Here is a 13,912-nt window from a genome sequence, read left to right on the forward strand (position 1 = left end):
ACCATGCGTGACGCGGTGATCTGCGAACCGGTGCGAACCCCGATCGGCCGCTTCGGCGGCTCGCTCAAGAGCCTGACGGCCGCGGAGCTCGGCGAGGCCGTGCTGCGCGGCCTGCTCGACCGGACCGGGCTCGACCCGGCCGCGGTCGACGAGGTGATCCTCGGCCACTGTTACCCCAACAGCGAGGCGCCGGCGATCGGCAGGGTCGTCGCCCTCAACGCGGGCCTGCCCATCACGGTGTCCGGCCTCCAGGTGGACCGCCGGTGCGGCTCCGGCCTGCAGTCCGTGGTGCAGGCGGCGATGCAGGTGCAGGCGGGCGCCAGCGACGTGATCATCGCCGGTGGCGCCGAGAGCATGAGCAACGTGCCCTTCTACTCCACCGACATGCGCTGGGGCGTCAAGGGTCCCGGCGTGACGCTGCACGACGGGCTGGCCCGCGGTCGTGTCACCGCGGGCGGGCGCCACCACCCGGTGCCGGGCGGCATGCTGGAGACGGCGGAGAACCTGCGCCGCGAGTACAGCATTCCCCGCGAGGAGCAGGATCGGCTCGCGCTCACCTCGCACCAGCGGGCCGTGGCCGCACAGCAATCGGGCGTGTTCGCCGAGGAGATCGTTCCGGTGACCGTCAGTTCCCGCAAGGGCGACGTCGTGGTGGACACCGACGAGCACCCCCGCGCCGACGCGTCACTGGAGACCCTCGCCGGGCTGCGCCCGGTGCTGGGCAAGCAGGACCCGGACGCGACGGTCACCGCGGGCAACGCCAGCGGGCAGAACGACGCGGCCGCGGTGTGCGTCGTGACCCACCCCGACCGCGCCGCCGAACTGGGCCTGCGGCCGCTGGCCCGCCTCGTGTCCTGGGGCGTCGCGGGTGTCGGCCCGGAGGTCATGGGCATCGGGCCGGTGCCCGCGACCGAGGCCGCGCTCGGCCGGGCCGGGCTCAGCCTGTCCGATATGGACCTCATCGAGCTGAACGAGGCCTTCGCCGCGCAGGTGCTGGCCTGCACCCGCGAATGGAAGTTCGGCGAGAGCGACTTCGAGCGGCTCAACGTCCACGGCTCGGGCATCTCGCTCGGCCACCCCGTCGGTGCCACCGGCACCCGGATCCTGGCGACGCTCACCAGGGAGCTGCAGCGCCGGGAGGCCCGCTACGGGCTGGAGACCATGTGCATCGGCGGCGGGCAGGGCCTCGCCGCGATCTTCGAAAGGGTGGCCGCGTGAGCCCCACCGTCCTGACCTCGCTCGACGACGTCCGTGCCAGGCTCGGCACCGAGCTGGGCCCTACGGAGTGGGAACCGGTCACGCAGGAGCGGATCGACGCGTTCGCCGAGCTGACCGGCGACCACCAGTGGATCCACGTCGACGTCGAGCGTGCCGCCACCGGCCCGTTCGGCGGCACGATCGCCCACGGCTACCTGACGCTGTCGCTGCTGCCCCTGTTCAACAAGCGGCTGTTCCGGCTCGACGCCGGATCGGCGCGGGTGAACTACGGCCTCAACAAGGTCCGGTTCCCCTCCCCCGTGCCCGCGGGCTCGCGAGTGCGCGCCACGGCCTCGTTCCTGGAGCTGCGCGACCTCGACACCGGTTCGCAGCTGCGGACGCAGTACGTCCTCGAGCTCGAGGGCGCCGCCAAACCGGCCTGCGTGGCCGAATCCGTCACCCTCATCCTGCCCTGACCCGTCCCTTCGAAGGAGTTTCTCTCATGGCCCGCCTTGCGCAGACCGCTGGTTTGACCGATGTGCAGCAGGAGATTGTGTCCACGGTGCGGGGGTTCGTGGATAAGGAGATCGTTCCGTGTGCGCAGGAGCTGGAGCGTGGGGATGTGTATCCGGCGGACATTGTGGCGGGGATGCGGGAGATGGGCCTGTTCGGGCTGATGATCCCGGAGGAGTTTGGTGGGTTGGGTGAGTCGCTGCTGACGTATGCGCTGGTGGTGGAGGAGATCGCGCGGGGGTGGATGAGTGTGTCGGGGGTGATCAACACGCATTTCATCGTGGCGTACATGATTTCCCGGCACGGTACCGAGGAGCAGAAGCGGTATTTCCTGCCCAGGATGGCCACGGGGGAGGTGCGGGGGGCGTTTTCGATGTCGGAGCCGGATCTGGGGTCGGATGTGGCGGCGATCAAGACTCGTGCCCGGCGGGATGGGGACGAGTACGTCATCGATGGGGCGAAGATGTGGCTGACCAATGGGGGCACGTCGAATTTGATCGCGGTGCTGGCCCGGACGGAGGAGGGGGCGGAGAAGCCGCATCGGAATTTGACGGCGTTGTTGGTGGAGAAGCCGGAGGGCTATGGGGAGGTGGCGCCGGGGCTGACGATTCCGGGCAAGATCGACAAGATGGGTTACAAGGGGGTGGATACCACCGAGGCGGTGTTTGACGGGTTCCGGGTGCCTGCCTCCCGGGTGCTGGGGGAGGCGCCGGGCCGGGGGTTCGGGTTCATGATGGACGGTATTGAGGTGGGGCGGGTGAACGTGGCGGCGCGGGCGTGTGGGATCGCGATCCGGGCGTTCGAGCTGGCGGTGGAGTATGCCCAGCAGCGTCGCACGTTCGGTAAGCCGATCGCTGAGCATCAGGCGATCGCGTTCAAGCTGGCGGAGATGGCCACGAAGGTGGAGGCGGCGCATTTGATGATGGTCAATGCGGCGCGGTTGAAGGATGCGGGGGCGCGTAACGATGTGGAGGCGGGGATGGCGAAGCTGCTCGCGTCGGAGTATTGCGCGGAGGTGACCCAGGAGGCGTTCCGTATTCATGGTGGTTACGGCTATTCCAAGGAGTATGAGATCGAGCGGCTGATGCGTGAGGCGCCGTTCCTGCTCATCGGGGAGGGCACCAGCGAGATCCAGAAGACGATCATCAGCCGCGGCCTGCTCCGCGAATACAAAACCAAGAACTGACCCCCCCACCGCGGTGACCCTCACCGCGGTGACCCCACTGCGGTGAAGGCCACCATGCCTGCGTTCAACGCAGTGAAGGTGGCCTTCACTGCGGTCGGCCGGCCTCCGGGGGGCTTAGTGCTCCAGGCCGTTGTGGCGGACGTCGAGCACCTGGTCGAGTCCGGTCACCTCGAGGCCGCGGCGCACGCCGGCGTGGGCCACGACGACCCGGAACGGAACACCCTTCTCCTCGCAGCGCTGGTGGGTCTTCACGAGGGTGCTCAGCCCGGAGGACGACAGGAAGGTCACGTCCGACAGGTCGGCCACGACGGCCATCGGCGGCGCCGCGGTGGAACACGCGTCCGCGAGGGCGCTGTCGAGTTGGTCGACGGTGCTCAGGTCCACCTCGCCCTGCGTGCGAACGATGAAGGCATCGGCGGCCCGCTCGGTGGTGATCAGCAGCTGCATGGTGCGCTCCGTCGTGACGTGAAGCCGCCCGCCCGTTCTCGCGGCTTGCCCAGGATGCACTGTTCTACCACGGAATCCGGGCGGGACCTCAGCGGCGCGGCCCGCCGGGAACACGGATCACGATGAGGCAGGTGTCGTCGTCCGTGTCGGCCGTCGCGTGGCCGAGCAACCGGTCGCTGAAATCCTCGACGTCGGTGCCGCCGTCGGCCGCGACGCGGGCGAGGCGATCGAGGCTCTCGTCGAGCAGCACGCCCCGCCGTTCGATCAGCCCGTCGGTGTAGAGGACCAGCGTGTCGCCCTCCCGCAGCGCGGTCGTGGTCTCCTCGAAGTCGGCGTCCGGGTCCGCGCCCAGCATCATCCCGTGCGGCTCCGCGAGAACGGCGGCGCTCCCGTCCCGCACCAGCACGGGCGGAAGGTGACCCGCGCGCGCCCACCGCAGCTGTCGCGCCGCCGGGTCGTAGAGCCCGCACAGCACGGTGCCGTTGGTCCGGTTGCCGGTGAACGTGGTGGCGTTGAGCCAGGCCAGCAGTTGCCCCGGGCCGGCGCCGGTGCTCGCCAGGCCACGCAACGCACTGCGCAACGCCACCATGCCCTGTGCGGCGTCGATGCCGTGCCCGGCGACATCGCCGATCACGAGCAGCGCCTGGTCGCCCGGCAGCGCCACGACGTCGTACCAGTCGCCGCCCACCGCGTGCTCGGACTCGGCGGGCCGGTAGCGCACGGCGATGTCGAGCCCGGCGACGTGCACCGGCCCCGCGGCTATCGGCATGATCGCGTGCTGCAGCTCGCGGACGATCCGGTACTGCTGCTGGGCCCGCTGCTCGGTGTCGGCGAGCCGGTCCTGCGTGGCGGCAAGCGCCACCTGGCTGTGGTACTGCGCGGAGAGGTCCTGGTAGATCCCGCGCACCGCCACGAGCGTGCCGTTGTCGGCCACGACGGGCTCGCCGTGCGCGCGAACCTGCCGGAGGGTCCCCTCGGGGCGGATCAACCGGAAGGTCGCGGTCACCGGGCGGCGCTGCAACAGCGTCGACTGGAAGTGCTCGACGATGGGCGTGTCCTCCGGATGGACGTGTTCGGCGAGTTCCGCCCAGCCCACCGCCCCCTCCGCGCGCGCGATGCCGAACAGGACGAACGTCTGGTCCGTCCAGGTGGTCTCGCCCGTGACGAGGCTGTGTTCCCAGCCGCCGAGCCCGCCGAGCCGCTGGATGTCGCTGAGCAGCGAGGCCAGCCGGTCGGCGTCCGTCCCGGGACGCCAGTCGATGAGCAGGCCGTCGAGGAACGGCACGATGCGCACGGTCACCTCGGCCGCGCCAGCAGCCTCCCCCGTCGCGCTCGACGGGATGCGCTCCAGCCGGCAGGGCACCCCGGTGCGCAGCACCTCGGTCGCGCGGTCGAGGATGCCGTACACGGTGAGCATGGGGTACGCGCGCACGAGGCTCCGGCCCACGAGCTGCCGGTGCGTGCGGCCGGCGGGATCGGTGAAGCCCGCCGCCACGTGGGTGATCTCGAAGTCCGGCTGCTCGCCGGGTTCGCCCCGCAACGGCTGTACCAGCAGGCCGCTGTCGAGCACCGCGCCGAGCCACGTGTTCTCCGGCCGTCCGGACGGGGTGCGGGCGCCGGCCACGAAGCTCGACGCGAGCACGTGCGCGGTGACCTCGGCCAGTGTCGCCAGCCTGCGCCGCACGCTCGGCGGCACGGCGTGGTCGTCGCCCGCCCACACGACCTCCAGCACGCCCAGCAGCGCCGCCGGGCCCCGCACGGGCAGTACAGCCCGTGCGCCGCCGGCCCACGGGCTGAGCGGCTGCTCGGCGACGGGCAGCGGCCCGGTGAGCCACAGTGGCTGTCCCTGCTGGGCCACGCGCTGGGCGAAGGAGTCCATCTGCGGGGGGATGCGGCGCCATCGGCTCGTTTCCAGCGCGCTGAGCCCGGATCCGGCGACGAACTCCAGCGCACCGTCGGGTTGCAGCTGCCACAGCGCGGCCGCGGCGGCCTCGGTCAGCTGCAGCACCTGGGCGAGTAGCGCGTCGCCCAGCTCGCGCTGCTCCCCCGCGGGTTCGTCGGGTGCCTCGGGGGGCCGCGCCGGTGGCGGTCCGGGCTCCCCGCCGGTGAGCTGCGTCCTGCCGGCGCCGACCGGCTCGCCGATGACGTCGGCCGCGAGCTCGACGGCCTTCACCCCGGTGCGCGCGGCGAGCTCGCGGAGATGGGTGGCCGCTTCCGCGGGCGTGCAGTGCAGCTGCTCCACGAGTACGCCCTCGGCGAGGCACACGATCGCCCGTTCGGCCTGCCGGGCAGAGAGAATCTCGAGCTCTCGCTGCTGGCGTTCGATCACCGCGGCCAGGGCCAGCAGCCGCTCGTGCGGGTCGGCACCGTTGAGGTCTGCCGGTCTCTGGGCCTTCACTGGGTCCCCGTTCCGCCTGCTGCGCCGCGATTCTACGCGACACGCGCGTGGCCACGGGTTCGCGCGAAGCGCGCCCTCCGGCCCACCGATCGTGGTCAGCACGGCGCCGACGGGGCGCGCGGCATCGAGTGTGCGGAGGGCGCCGGATCGATCAGCCGTCGAGTGCGATCGACAGCACCGCGCCGTCGAACTCGCCGGGCTCGTCGAGCCCCACCGTCGCCGACGTCACCACCAGCCGTCCGTTCGTGAGGAGCACGCTCGTCGGCTGTACCGCGGGGACCTCGACGACGCGGTCGAGCGCACCCGCGGGCGAGTACCGGTGCACTCGCCCTGCGCCCCAGATCGCCGACCACACGAAGCCATCGGCGTCGACGGTCATGCCGTCCGGGCTGCCGTCCTCGACGCTCGCGAACTCGCCGCGCTGTCCCGGTTCGCCGCTCTCCGGGTCGACGGCGATGCGGTGGATCACCCCGCGGGCGCTGTCGGCGAGGTACATCGTGGTGCCGTCGGCGGTGAACGCGGGCCCGTTCGGCACGGTGAGGTCGCCGAGCACGCGGGTGACCGTCCCGTCCGGATCGGCGCGGTACAGCGAGCCGGCGCCGGGTGTGTTGTCGTAGGCCATCGACCCGGCCCAGAACCGGCCATGCGGGTCGGCGACACCGTCGTTCATCCGCATCGGTGTCGCGGCGCCGTCCTCGGGCCGGGCGAGCCAGTGTTCGACGCCGGTGTCGCTGAGCACGGCGATGCCGGTTCCCGCGGCGGCGAGCCAGCCCCCGCCGGGGCGTGGGGCGACGGCGCCGAGCGGGACGTCCAGCTGGAGCAGCACCCGCGGTTCGCCGTCGGCGGGCAGCTCCAGCAGCCGTCCGGTGAGGATGTCGACCATGACCAGCCGGTCGCCGACGCGGCGCAGGCCCTCGCCGAGCCCGAAGCGCTCCCCCGGCCATGCCGTCCAGTGCCCGCTCATCGCAGCGCCGCTCCTTCCCCGAGTGCCAGCAACTCCAGTTCCGCCCGCGTGGGCAGGCCCTCCCAGTCGCCGGCCGTGGCGACGGCGAACGCGCCGGCCCGGTTGCCCCTCGCCAGGCGCTCGGCCGGGCCGAGCCCGTCGAGCAGCGCGGAGAGGTATCCGGCGGTGAACGCGTCGCCCGCGCCGACCGAGTCGGCCACCGGCACGCGGTGGCCCGGTGCCCGCTGTTCGCCGTCGGGCGTGCTCACCGCGGCGCCGTCGGCACCGAGCTTGGTCACGACCTCCCGCACACCCGCCGTGAGCAACGCGTTCACGCCGCCCACGAGGTCCAGCTCGTCCCCGGACCCGATCACCACGTCGGCGCGCCGCGCGAGCGGGGTGAGCACCGGTGCCGCGTCCGCCGCGGACCACAGGCGGGCGCGGTGGTTGACGTCGAACGACACGGTCGCGCCCAGTTCGCGGGCGCGCGCCACGGCCCGTTCGACGGCCTCGCGCGGCCCATCGCCGAGGGCGGGGGTGATGCCGGTGAGGTGCAGCAGGCGCACGTCACCGTCGAGCACGACGTCCGCCGCGCTCAACCGCGAACCCGCCGAGCCGGAGCGGTGGTACTGCACGCGCGTGACGTCGGGCAGCCGCTGCTCGAACAGGATCAGCCCGGTCGGCGCGGCGTCATCGCGTTCCACTGTGGACACCTCGACGCCCTCGGCCCGCAGGGTGCGCAGCACCAGCTCACCCGGTTCGTCGGCACCGACGCGGCCGAGCCAGCGCACCGAATGCCCGAGCCTCGAGAGCCCGATGGCGACGTTCGACTCGGCACCGGCGATCGACGAGCGGAACGACGTGCCGAGGCGTACCAGGCCCTCGGCGCGCAGCGACACCATCGTCTCGCCGAGGGTCACGACCTCAGCCACCGGCGGCCGCCACGAACCGGGCGGCGCGCTCGCGCAGCGCCTCGAGGTCTCCGCCGTGCGGGGCGTCACCGCCGAGGGGGCTGCCGACGCCGACGGCGAGTGCCCCCGCCTCCAGGTACTCGGGCACGTCGGCGAGGCCGACCCCGCCGACGGGCACCAGGCCGAGGCCGGGGAACGGGTCGCCCAGTGCCTTGACGTAGCCGGGTCCGAGACTGCCCGCGGGGAACAGTTTCACCGCCGTCGCCCCGGCCCGGTGCGCGGCGAGGACTTCGGTGGGTGTCATCGCGCCCGCCAGCACCGGCATCCCCAGTTCCAGCGCCGCGTCGACGCCCTCGCCGAGCGCGGGGGTCACGGCGAAGGTCGCGCCCGCGTCCCGGGCGGACTTCGCGTCTTCTGCGGTGAGCACCGTGCCGGCGCCGATGTGGGCCTGCGCGCCGAGTTTCGCGCAGCTGCGGGTGAGCACGCCGACGGCGTCGGCGGAGGTGAGCGACACCTCCAGCAGCCGCACCCCGGACTCCACCAGTACCTCGGCCGTGCGCTCGCACGCCGTGGGGTCGCTGCCCCGGATGATCGCCATCAGCCGGTGGCGCGCCAGGAGTTCGTTCAGGTCCATGTTTCTTCCTCTCCCCGTCACCACTCGGCGAACGATCCGTCCTCGTGCCGCCACACCGGCGGCCGCCACCGGTGCCCGCGCGCGTCGGCGGCGCGGACGGCGTCCTCGTCGATGTCCACGCCGAGGCCCGGCGCCTCCCAACGGCGGATGGCGCCCTCGGGGAAGCCGAACGGCGCGCGGTCGAGCACGTAGTCGAGCAGCTCGGCGTCGGTGTTGTAGTGGATGCCGATGCTCTGTTCCTGGATCAGGAAATTCGGGGTCGCGAAGGCGACCTGCAGGCTCGCGGCGAGCGCGATCGGCCCGAGTGGACAGTGCGGCGCGAGGAGCGCGTCGAAGGTCTCGGCGAGCGAGGCGATCCGGCGGACCTCCGAGATGCCGCCCGCGTGGGAGAGGTCCGGCTGGGCCACGGCGATCCCGGCCTGCAGGGCCGGGAGGAAGTCGGTGCGCGAGTACAGGCGCTCGCCGCACGCGACGGGCACGTTGGAGGCGGCGACGATGTCGCCGAGCCGGTGCGTGTACTCGGGCAGCACCGGTTCCTCCACGAACAGCGGGTGCAGGGGCGCGAGCTCGGGGATCACCCTGCGCGCCGCGGCGACGCCGAAGCGGCCGTGGAAGTCCACGGCCACGTCGCGCGAGTCGCCGAGCACCTCGCGCACGGCCGCCAGCCTGGCGACCACGCCGTCAACCTCGTTGCGGCCGGGCATGCGCCCGACACGGCCGGAGGCGTTCATCTTCACGGCGGTGAGGCCGCTCTCGACCTGCTCGGCGGCGGCCTCCGCGACGGCCGACGGCTCGTCGCCGCCGATCCAGCCGTAGACGCGTACCTCATCGCGCACGGCACCGCCGAGCAGCTGGTGCACGGGCACGTCGAGGGTCTTGCCGAGGATGTCCCACAATGCCTGGTCGAGCCCGGCGACCGCGCTGGAGAGCACCGGTCCGCCGCGGTAGAAGGCGGCCTTGGTCATCAGCTGCCACAGGTCCTCGACGCGCCGGGGATCCTGTCCCACGAGGAGCTCGGCCAGCTCGTCGACGGCGGCGCGGACGGTGTCGGCCCTGCCCTCCACCACGGGCTCGCCCCAGCCGACGATGCCCTCGTCGGTGGCCACGCGGCAGAACAGCCACCTCGGCGGCACCAGGAACGTCTCTACTGAGGTGATCTTCACTCGCTGACTGTCTCTTTCTCTTCGGCGTCGCCGCTGTGGCCGAGCACGCCCGCGGCGTCCTGGGCCGCCTTGTCCAGCAACGAGGTCATCGCTGCCGCGGCCGCGGCGGGGTCCTGCCCGCGTACCGCCTCCACCACGACGGCATGGCTCGGCACGGGGTCGTCGGCGCTGCTCTCGTGCACGAGCGCGTCGCGCAGGCGCAGCGCGGGCTCGATGAACACGTCCATCCTGGCGAGCATCTCGTTGTGGGTCGCGCGCAACATGGCGCGGTGCCAGCGCAGGTCGGCCGCCACCTCCGCCGCCGCGCCCACGGCGCCCCGCATGTCCTCGAGTGCGGCGTCCAGCTCGGCGAGGTCGTGCTCGTCGCGGCGCAGTGCCGCCATCGACGCCACGGCGGGCTCCACAACGGAGCGCACCTCGGCCAGGTCGCGCAGCACGGCGGCGGTGTCGCCGGCCTCGCTGCGCCAGCGGATCACGTCGCTGTCGAGCAGGTTCCAGTGCTCGCGGTCGCGCACATAGGTGCCGCGCTTCTGCCGTGCCTCCACGAGTCCCTTGGCGGCGAGGACCTTCATCGCCTCCCGCAGTGCGGTCATGCTCACGTCCAGGTCGCGGCCGAGCGCGGCGAGGTCGATCACGTCTCCCCTGCCCAGCTCGCCCGACACGATGCGCGCACCGAGCGCGGCGACCACCTGCCCGTGCACCCCGCGGCCGCTGTAGCCGCTCATGTGGCGCTCCTCCCCATTGCTCGACACCCCGTCACGACGAGGTCTTGTACACGCTCCAGCCGCCGTCCACGGTCAGCGCGGCGCCGGTGATGAACGAGGCGTCGTCACTGGCCAGAAAGGCGATGGCGGCCGCGACCTCGGCCGGTTCCCCCAACCTTTTCACGGCGGTCTGCTCCGCGGACAGGCGCCGGTCGGCCTCACCGATGCCGTCCCACGCCGCCGTGAGCACCGGCCCCGGCAGCACGGAGTTGACCCGCAGCACGGTGCCGTACTCCACGGCGAGCTGGCGGGCAAGCCCGGTGAGCCCGGCCTTGCTGGCGGCGTAGGCGGGCCGTCCGGGCAGGCCGACGAGCGCGTGCACCGACGAGGTGAGCACCACGGACCCGTTCCGGTCGCGGGACAGGTCGGGCAGGCACGCGGTGAACCCGAGGAACGTGCCGGTGAGGTTCACCGACAGCTGCCGCTCCCACGACACCACGCTCGTCTCGTGCGCGGGCCGGACATCGACGGTGTAGGCATTGCTGACGAGGACGTCCACCGGGCCGAGTTCGGCGTGGCAGCGGTCGAGGGCGTGTGCCCACGCGGCCTCGGAGGTGACGTCGCCGGGCACGCCGATCGCCGTGCCGCCCTCGCCGGTGATCCGGTCGACCACCGGCCGGGTGTCGGCGACGTCGAGTACCGCGACGGCGGCGCCGTCGGCGGCGAGCCGTTCGGCGGTCGCGGCGCCGATCCCTTGCGCGCCACCGGTGACGACGGCGACCTTGCCGTTCAGGCCGGGCATGTGCGCACCTCCACGTCGATCGTCAGCGCGGTCTCCTGGCCCGGCCGCAGGGTGGTGAGCGGGCCCAGCACCTCGCCTTCGACGATGCGGGCGGGCGGGTCCAGATCGCCCAGCTCCGCGAGCGGTTCGGGCAGCGGGTGTTCCAGCCACACCTCCACGCGCGAGCCCTGGTCCGGGTACTCGGCGTGCGGGTCGACGGCGAACCGCTGCGTGAGGGTGGTGCCGTCGGCGGTGTGGGAGAGCCAGCCGGTCGCGGCGGGGAAGCCGAGCTTGCCCACCACGTCCTGGTGCGGCACGAACGTCGCGTCGCCGCGCTGCTCCCACTCCGGGTAGCCGGTGCCGGCGAGCAGGCGGGTCACGCGCTCCGCGCCCCCGACGTACGTGCCGCCCTCGCCGTCGGCGGCGAGCTGCGTGACGTTCCACAGTGCCCAGCGAACGTCGCGGTCAGAGGTGTTGCGGGCCGAGAGGGTGAGCCGGTAGGCGTTCTCGTCGCGGCGCAGGTCGAACCGCCGGGTGAGCCGCAGACCGGTTCGCGGGTCGTCGCCGCTGGTGAGCGTCACCGCCGCGGTACCGTCGTGTTCCTCGGTCGTCGCGGTGTAGGCGCCGGAGTCGAGTACCGGGTCGGGCGGGCCTGCCCACTGGTCGTCGCGGTCCCAGCCCTGCGGGGCGGGCCACGTCTTGTCGCCGCCGTAGTTGACCCAGTCGCCGAGGCTGCCCGACACCGCCCGGTGGACGTGTCCTTCCGTGAAGCGCAGGTCGGCGGTGAGCAGCTCGGTGTTGCGCCACAAAAGCTCCCGGCCGTCCTCACCGGACAGTGACAGCAGCCTGCCGCCGAGCGCGGGCACGATGCCGAGACGCAGCCTCCCGTTGGAGAGCCACACCACGCGGGGATCGCCCTCCTGCCATGTGATCACGAGCCCGGCTCCTCCGAGGGCAGCAATACGACCTTGCCCTTGCTGGCCCCGGCGGCGAGCTGGTACGCCTCGTCGGCCTCGGCGAGCGGGAACCGGTCGCTGACGACGTGCTCGGGGCGCAGGCCCCAGCGGGCGAGGTTCCCGGCCAGCTCCGCCATCGCGGGCAGCGACGTGACCCACGAGGCGTAGAGCGTGAGCTGCTTGTGCAGCAGGGAGTCCGACACCTCGGTCTCCAGGGTGCCGCCCTCGCCGACGAGCGACACGCGGCCCCATTCGTCGGCGCCGGCGATGGCCGTGGACCGGCCCGCCCGGGAGCCGGAGCAGTCGATGGCGGTCAGCGCTCCCGGTGCGCCGAGCGCGTCGGCGACGAGCCCCGCGGTGGCCTCCGCGTCCGGTTCGGGGGCGAGCGTCGCGTCGAACACGCCGAGCCCGTCGGCCCACTCCCGCCGCTGCGGCGACACCTCGACGCCGACGACGCGCCGGGCGCCCATGCCCTTGCCGATCATGCCGGCGGCGAGCCCCACCGGGCCGAGACCGACGACGAGCAGGTCGCCGTCGCCGTTGACGCCGATGCGGCGCAGGCCCTCGTAGGCGGTGCCGAAGCCGCACGCGATCAGCGCGCCATCCACATAGGACAGCTCGTCGGGCAGCGGCACGCAGGTGGACTCCTCGGCGAGCAGGTAGTGGGCGTGCCCGCCGTCGCGCTGCCAGCCGTAGGACTCGCGCTGCGGTGAGGTGCAGCTGATGAAGTAGCCACGGCGGCAGTTGTCGCACAGCCCGCACCCGGCGATGTGGTAGACGATCACGCGGTCGCCGCTGCCGAAGCGACGGCAGCCCGGTCCCGTCGCGACGATCCGGCCCGAGGGCTCGTGCCCGGCGACCACGCCGCGGTAGGCGGGGCCGTCGACGCCGCGGTGTCCCTTGTGCTCGTGGTAGATGTAGCCGATGTCGGAGCCGCAGATGCCGGAGGCGCCGACCTCGATCAGCACCTGTCCCGGCCCCGGCTCCGGCACGGCGAGCTCGCGCAGGACCGCGGTGGAGTCGCCGGGCAGGTACACCCCGGTCATGTCGTGCTTGAGGCTCATCAGGTCTCCCTCGTCGCGCGCGCCCGCTTGGTGATGATCACGTTGACCAGTACGGCGGCCACGATGATCACACCGCGCACCACGTTCTGCAGGAACGAGTTCACCCCGAGCAGCACGAGCCCGTTGCTGATCACGGTGATGAAGCCGACGCCGAGCAGTGTGCCCAGCATCGTGCCGCGCCCGCCGGCGAGCGCGGTGCCGCCGATCACCACGGCGGCGATCACGTCGAACTCCAGGCCGGAGGCGGCGCCGCCGTTGCCGGAACCGAGACGAGCGGCCAGCAGCACGCCGGTGATGGCCGACAGCAGGCCGGTGGTGGCGAACAGCAGCACCCGCACCCTGGACAGGTTGATGCCGGCCATCCTGGCGGCCGGGGCGTTGCCGCCGACGGCGTACACGGAGCGGCCGTAGCCGGTGTAGCGGGCGATGTAGGCGAAGACGAAGAACAGCACCACCATGACGATCGCGGGCGTCGGGATGCCGAGGATCGAGCCGCCGAGGGTGTCCATGAGCCCGCTCTCGGGCAGCACCACCGGGAGCGCGTCGGTGAGGTACAGCCCGAGGCCGCCGAGCGCGCTCCAGATGCCGAGCGTGGCGATGAACGAGGGCACGTCGAAGCGGGCCCGCAGCCAGCCCGCGAGCGCTCCCCACGCGGCGCCCGCGACGAGGGTGAGCAGGACGGCCAGCGGGATGCCGAGGCCCCATTCGGCGGCGCCCTTGGCGACGAGGACCGAGGAGAAGGCGACGGCGGGGCCGATGCTGATGTCGATCTCGCCCGCGATGATCACGAGGGTGACGCCCCACGCGGCGATGCCGACGGTGGCCGCGTCGCGCAGCATGCCGAGCTGGTTGTCGAGGCTCAGGAAGCCCGCCGCCGTGCTGCCGAGGACGACGTAGAGCACGACGATCGCGGCGATCAGGCCGATCTCGTTGAGCGAACGGCCCGCGAAGGGCCTGCCCACGCGGCCGCGGCGCTGCTGCGGCGTGGTCTGGGTAGCTGTCATGGTGGTTCCTT

General features: G+C 72.7%; 14 protein-coding genes. 3 read left to right on the forward strand and 11 right to left on the reverse strand.

Translation table 11 applies throughout. The annotated features are described in order from the left end of the window. Positions 1-3 precede the first annotated feature (3 nt). From BA062_RS11795 to BA062_RS11805, 3 genes are read left to right on the forward strand one after another with little or no spacing between them, the layout of a single operon-like run. The gene (locus tag BA062_RS11795; protein ID WP_110336082.1) at positions 4-1,218 is read left to right on the forward strand and encodes an acetyl-CoA C-acetyltransferase; all 1,215 of its coding nucleotides are present in this window, start codon (positions 4-6) and stop codon (positions 1,216-1,218) included. Continuing rightward, complete coding sequence (locus tag BA062_RS11800; RefSeq protein ID WP_110336083.1) at positions 1,215-1,673, forward strand: MaoC family dehydratase; 459 nt, start codon at positions 1,215-1,217, stop codon at positions 1,671-1,673. The genes BA062_RS11795 and BA062_RS11800 overlap by 4 nt, the downstream gene beginning before the upstream one ends. A 26-nt stretch (positions 1,674-1,699) precedes the next feature. Next, on the forward strand, positions 1,700-2,896 hold the full coding sequence (locus tag BA062_RS11805) for an acyl-CoA dehydrogenase family protein (protein ID WP_110335148.1): 1,197 nt from the start codon (positions 1,700-1,702) through the stop codon (positions 2,894-2,896). A 114-nt stretch (positions 2,897-3,010) separates the two neighbouring features. Here BA062_RS11805 and BA062_RS11810 read toward each other — a convergent pair whose 3' ends face one another. From BA062_RS11810 to BA062_RS11860, 11 genes are all read right to left on the reverse strand, one after another. Further along, positions 3,011-3,343: an STAS domain-containing protein gene (locus BA062_RS11810; protein ID WP_110336084.1), complete on the reverse strand. Its 333-nt coding sequence runs from the start codon at positions 3,341-3,343 to the stop codon at positions 3,011-3,013. 88 nt (positions 3,344-3,431) lie between these two features. Next, entirely contained in the window at positions 3,432-5,741 is a 2,310-nt protein-coding gene (locus BA062_RS11815; protein ID WP_110336085.1) for a SpoIIE family protein phosphatase, read from the reverse strand. A gap of 151 nt (positions 5,742-5,892) precedes the next feature. Further along, positions 5,893-6,705 (reverse strand): SMP-30/gluconolactonase/LRE family protein, encoded by an 813-nt coding sequence (locus BA062_RS11820; RefSeq protein WP_110336086.1) that lies wholly within the window; start codon positions 6,703-6,705, stop codon positions 5,893-5,895. Continuing rightward, a complete protein-coding gene (locus BA062_RS11825) occupies positions 6,702-7,616 on the reverse strand; it encodes a sugar kinase (protein WP_110336087.1) in 915 nt (304 codons plus the stop codon). The genes BA062_RS11820 and BA062_RS11825 overlap by 4 nt, the downstream gene beginning before the upstream one ends. After that, a complete protein-coding gene (locus BA062_RS11830) occupies positions 7,609-8,229 on the reverse strand; it encodes a bifunctional 4-hydroxy-2-oxoglutarate aldolase/2-dehydro-3-deoxy-phosphogluconate aldolase (RefSeq protein WP_110336088.1) in 621 nt (206 codons plus the stop codon). Before BA062_RS11830 ends, BA062_RS11825 begins: the two co-directional genes overlap by 8 nt. A 17-nt stretch (positions 8,230-8,246) precedes the next feature. Then, entirely contained in the window at positions 8,247-9,392 is a 1,146-nt protein-coding gene (gene dgoD, locus BA062_RS11835) for a galactonate dehydratase (RefSeq protein ID WP_110336089.1), read from the reverse strand. Continuing rightward, positions 9,389-10,117, reverse strand: a complete 729-nt coding sequence (locus BA062_RS11840; protein WP_110336090.1) for a FadR/GntR family transcriptional regulator — start codon at positions 10,115-10,117, stop codon at positions 9,389-9,391. Before BA062_RS11840 ends, dgoD begins: the two co-directional genes overlap by 4 nt. A gap of 31 nt (positions 10,118-10,148) precedes the next feature. Further along, positions 10,149-10,898: an SDR family NAD(P)-dependent oxidoreductase gene (locus BA062_RS11845; RefSeq protein ID WP_110336091.1), complete on the reverse strand. Its 750-nt coding sequence runs from the start codon at positions 10,896-10,898 to the stop codon at positions 10,149-10,151. Continuing rightward, positions 10,886-11,812 carry a DUF4380 domain-containing protein gene (locus BA062_RS11850; RefSeq protein WP_168213929.1) on the reverse strand — a complete coding sequence of 309 codons (927 nt, stop codon included), beginning with the start codon at positions 11,810-11,812 and terminating at the stop codon, positions 10,886-10,888. The genes BA062_RS11845 and BA062_RS11850 overlap by 13 nt, the downstream gene beginning before the upstream one ends. Next, positions 11,809-12,897 (reverse strand): zinc-dependent alcohol dehydrogenase family protein, encoded by a 1,089-nt coding sequence (locus BA062_RS11855; protein ID WP_110336093.1) that lies wholly within the window; start codon positions 12,895-12,897, stop codon positions 11,809-11,811. Before BA062_RS11855 ends, BA062_RS11850 begins: the two co-directional genes overlap by 4 nt. Further along, on the reverse strand, positions 12,897-13,901 hold the full coding sequence (locus BA062_RS11860) for an ABC transporter permease (RefSeq protein WP_110336094.1): 1,005 nt from the start codon (positions 13,899-13,901) through the stop codon (positions 12,897-12,899). Before BA062_RS11860 ends, BA062_RS11855 begins: the two co-directional genes overlap by 1 nt. Positions 13,902-13,912 lie beyond the last annotated feature (11 nt).

The sequence above is a fragment of the Prauserella flavalba genome (genome assembly GCF_003202235.1).
Lineage (GTDB): Bacteria > Actinomycetota > Actinomycetes > Mycobacteriales > Pseudonocardiaceae > Prauserella_A > Prauserella_A flavalba.

Excerpts from the sequence above, each read along its gene's own strand:
- BA062_RS11795 (WP_110336082.1), top strand. The coding sequence starts at position 4 with ATGCGTGACGCGGTGATCTGCGAACCGGTGCGAACCCCGATCGGCCGC.
- BA062_RS11805 (WP_110335148.1), top strand. The coding sequence starts at position 1,700 with ATGGCCCGCCTTGCGCAGACCGCTGGTTTGACCGATGTGCAGCAGGAG.
- BA062_RS11810 (WP_110336084.1), bottom strand. The coding sequence starts at position 3,343 with ATGCAGCTGCTGATCACCACCGAGCGGGCCGCCGATGCCTTCATCGTT.
- BA062_RS11820 (WP_110336086.1), bottom strand. The coding sequence starts at position 6,705 with ATGAGCGGGCACTGGACGGCATGGCCGGGGGAGCGCTTCGGGCTCGGC.
- BA062_RS11830 (WP_110336088.1), bottom strand. The coding sequence starts at position 8,229 with ATGGACCTGAACGAACTCCTGGCGCGCCACCGGCTGATGGCGATCATC.
- BA062_RS11840 (WP_110336090.1), bottom strand. The coding sequence starts at position 10,117 with ATGAGCGGCTACAGCGGCCGCGGGGTGCACGGGCAGGTGGTCGCCGCG.
- BA062_RS11845 (WP_110336091.1), bottom strand. The coding sequence starts at position 10,898 with ATGCCCGGCCTGAACGGCAAGGTCGCCGTCGTCACCGGTGGCGCGCAA.
- BA062_RS11855 (WP_110336093.1), bottom strand. The coding sequence starts at position 12,897 with ATGAGCCTCAAGCACGACATGACCGGGGTGTACCTGCCCGGCGACTCC.
- BA062_RS11860 (WP_110336094.1), bottom strand. The coding sequence starts at position 13,901 with ATGACAGCTACCCAGACCACGCCGCAGCAGCGCCGCGGCCGCGTGGGC.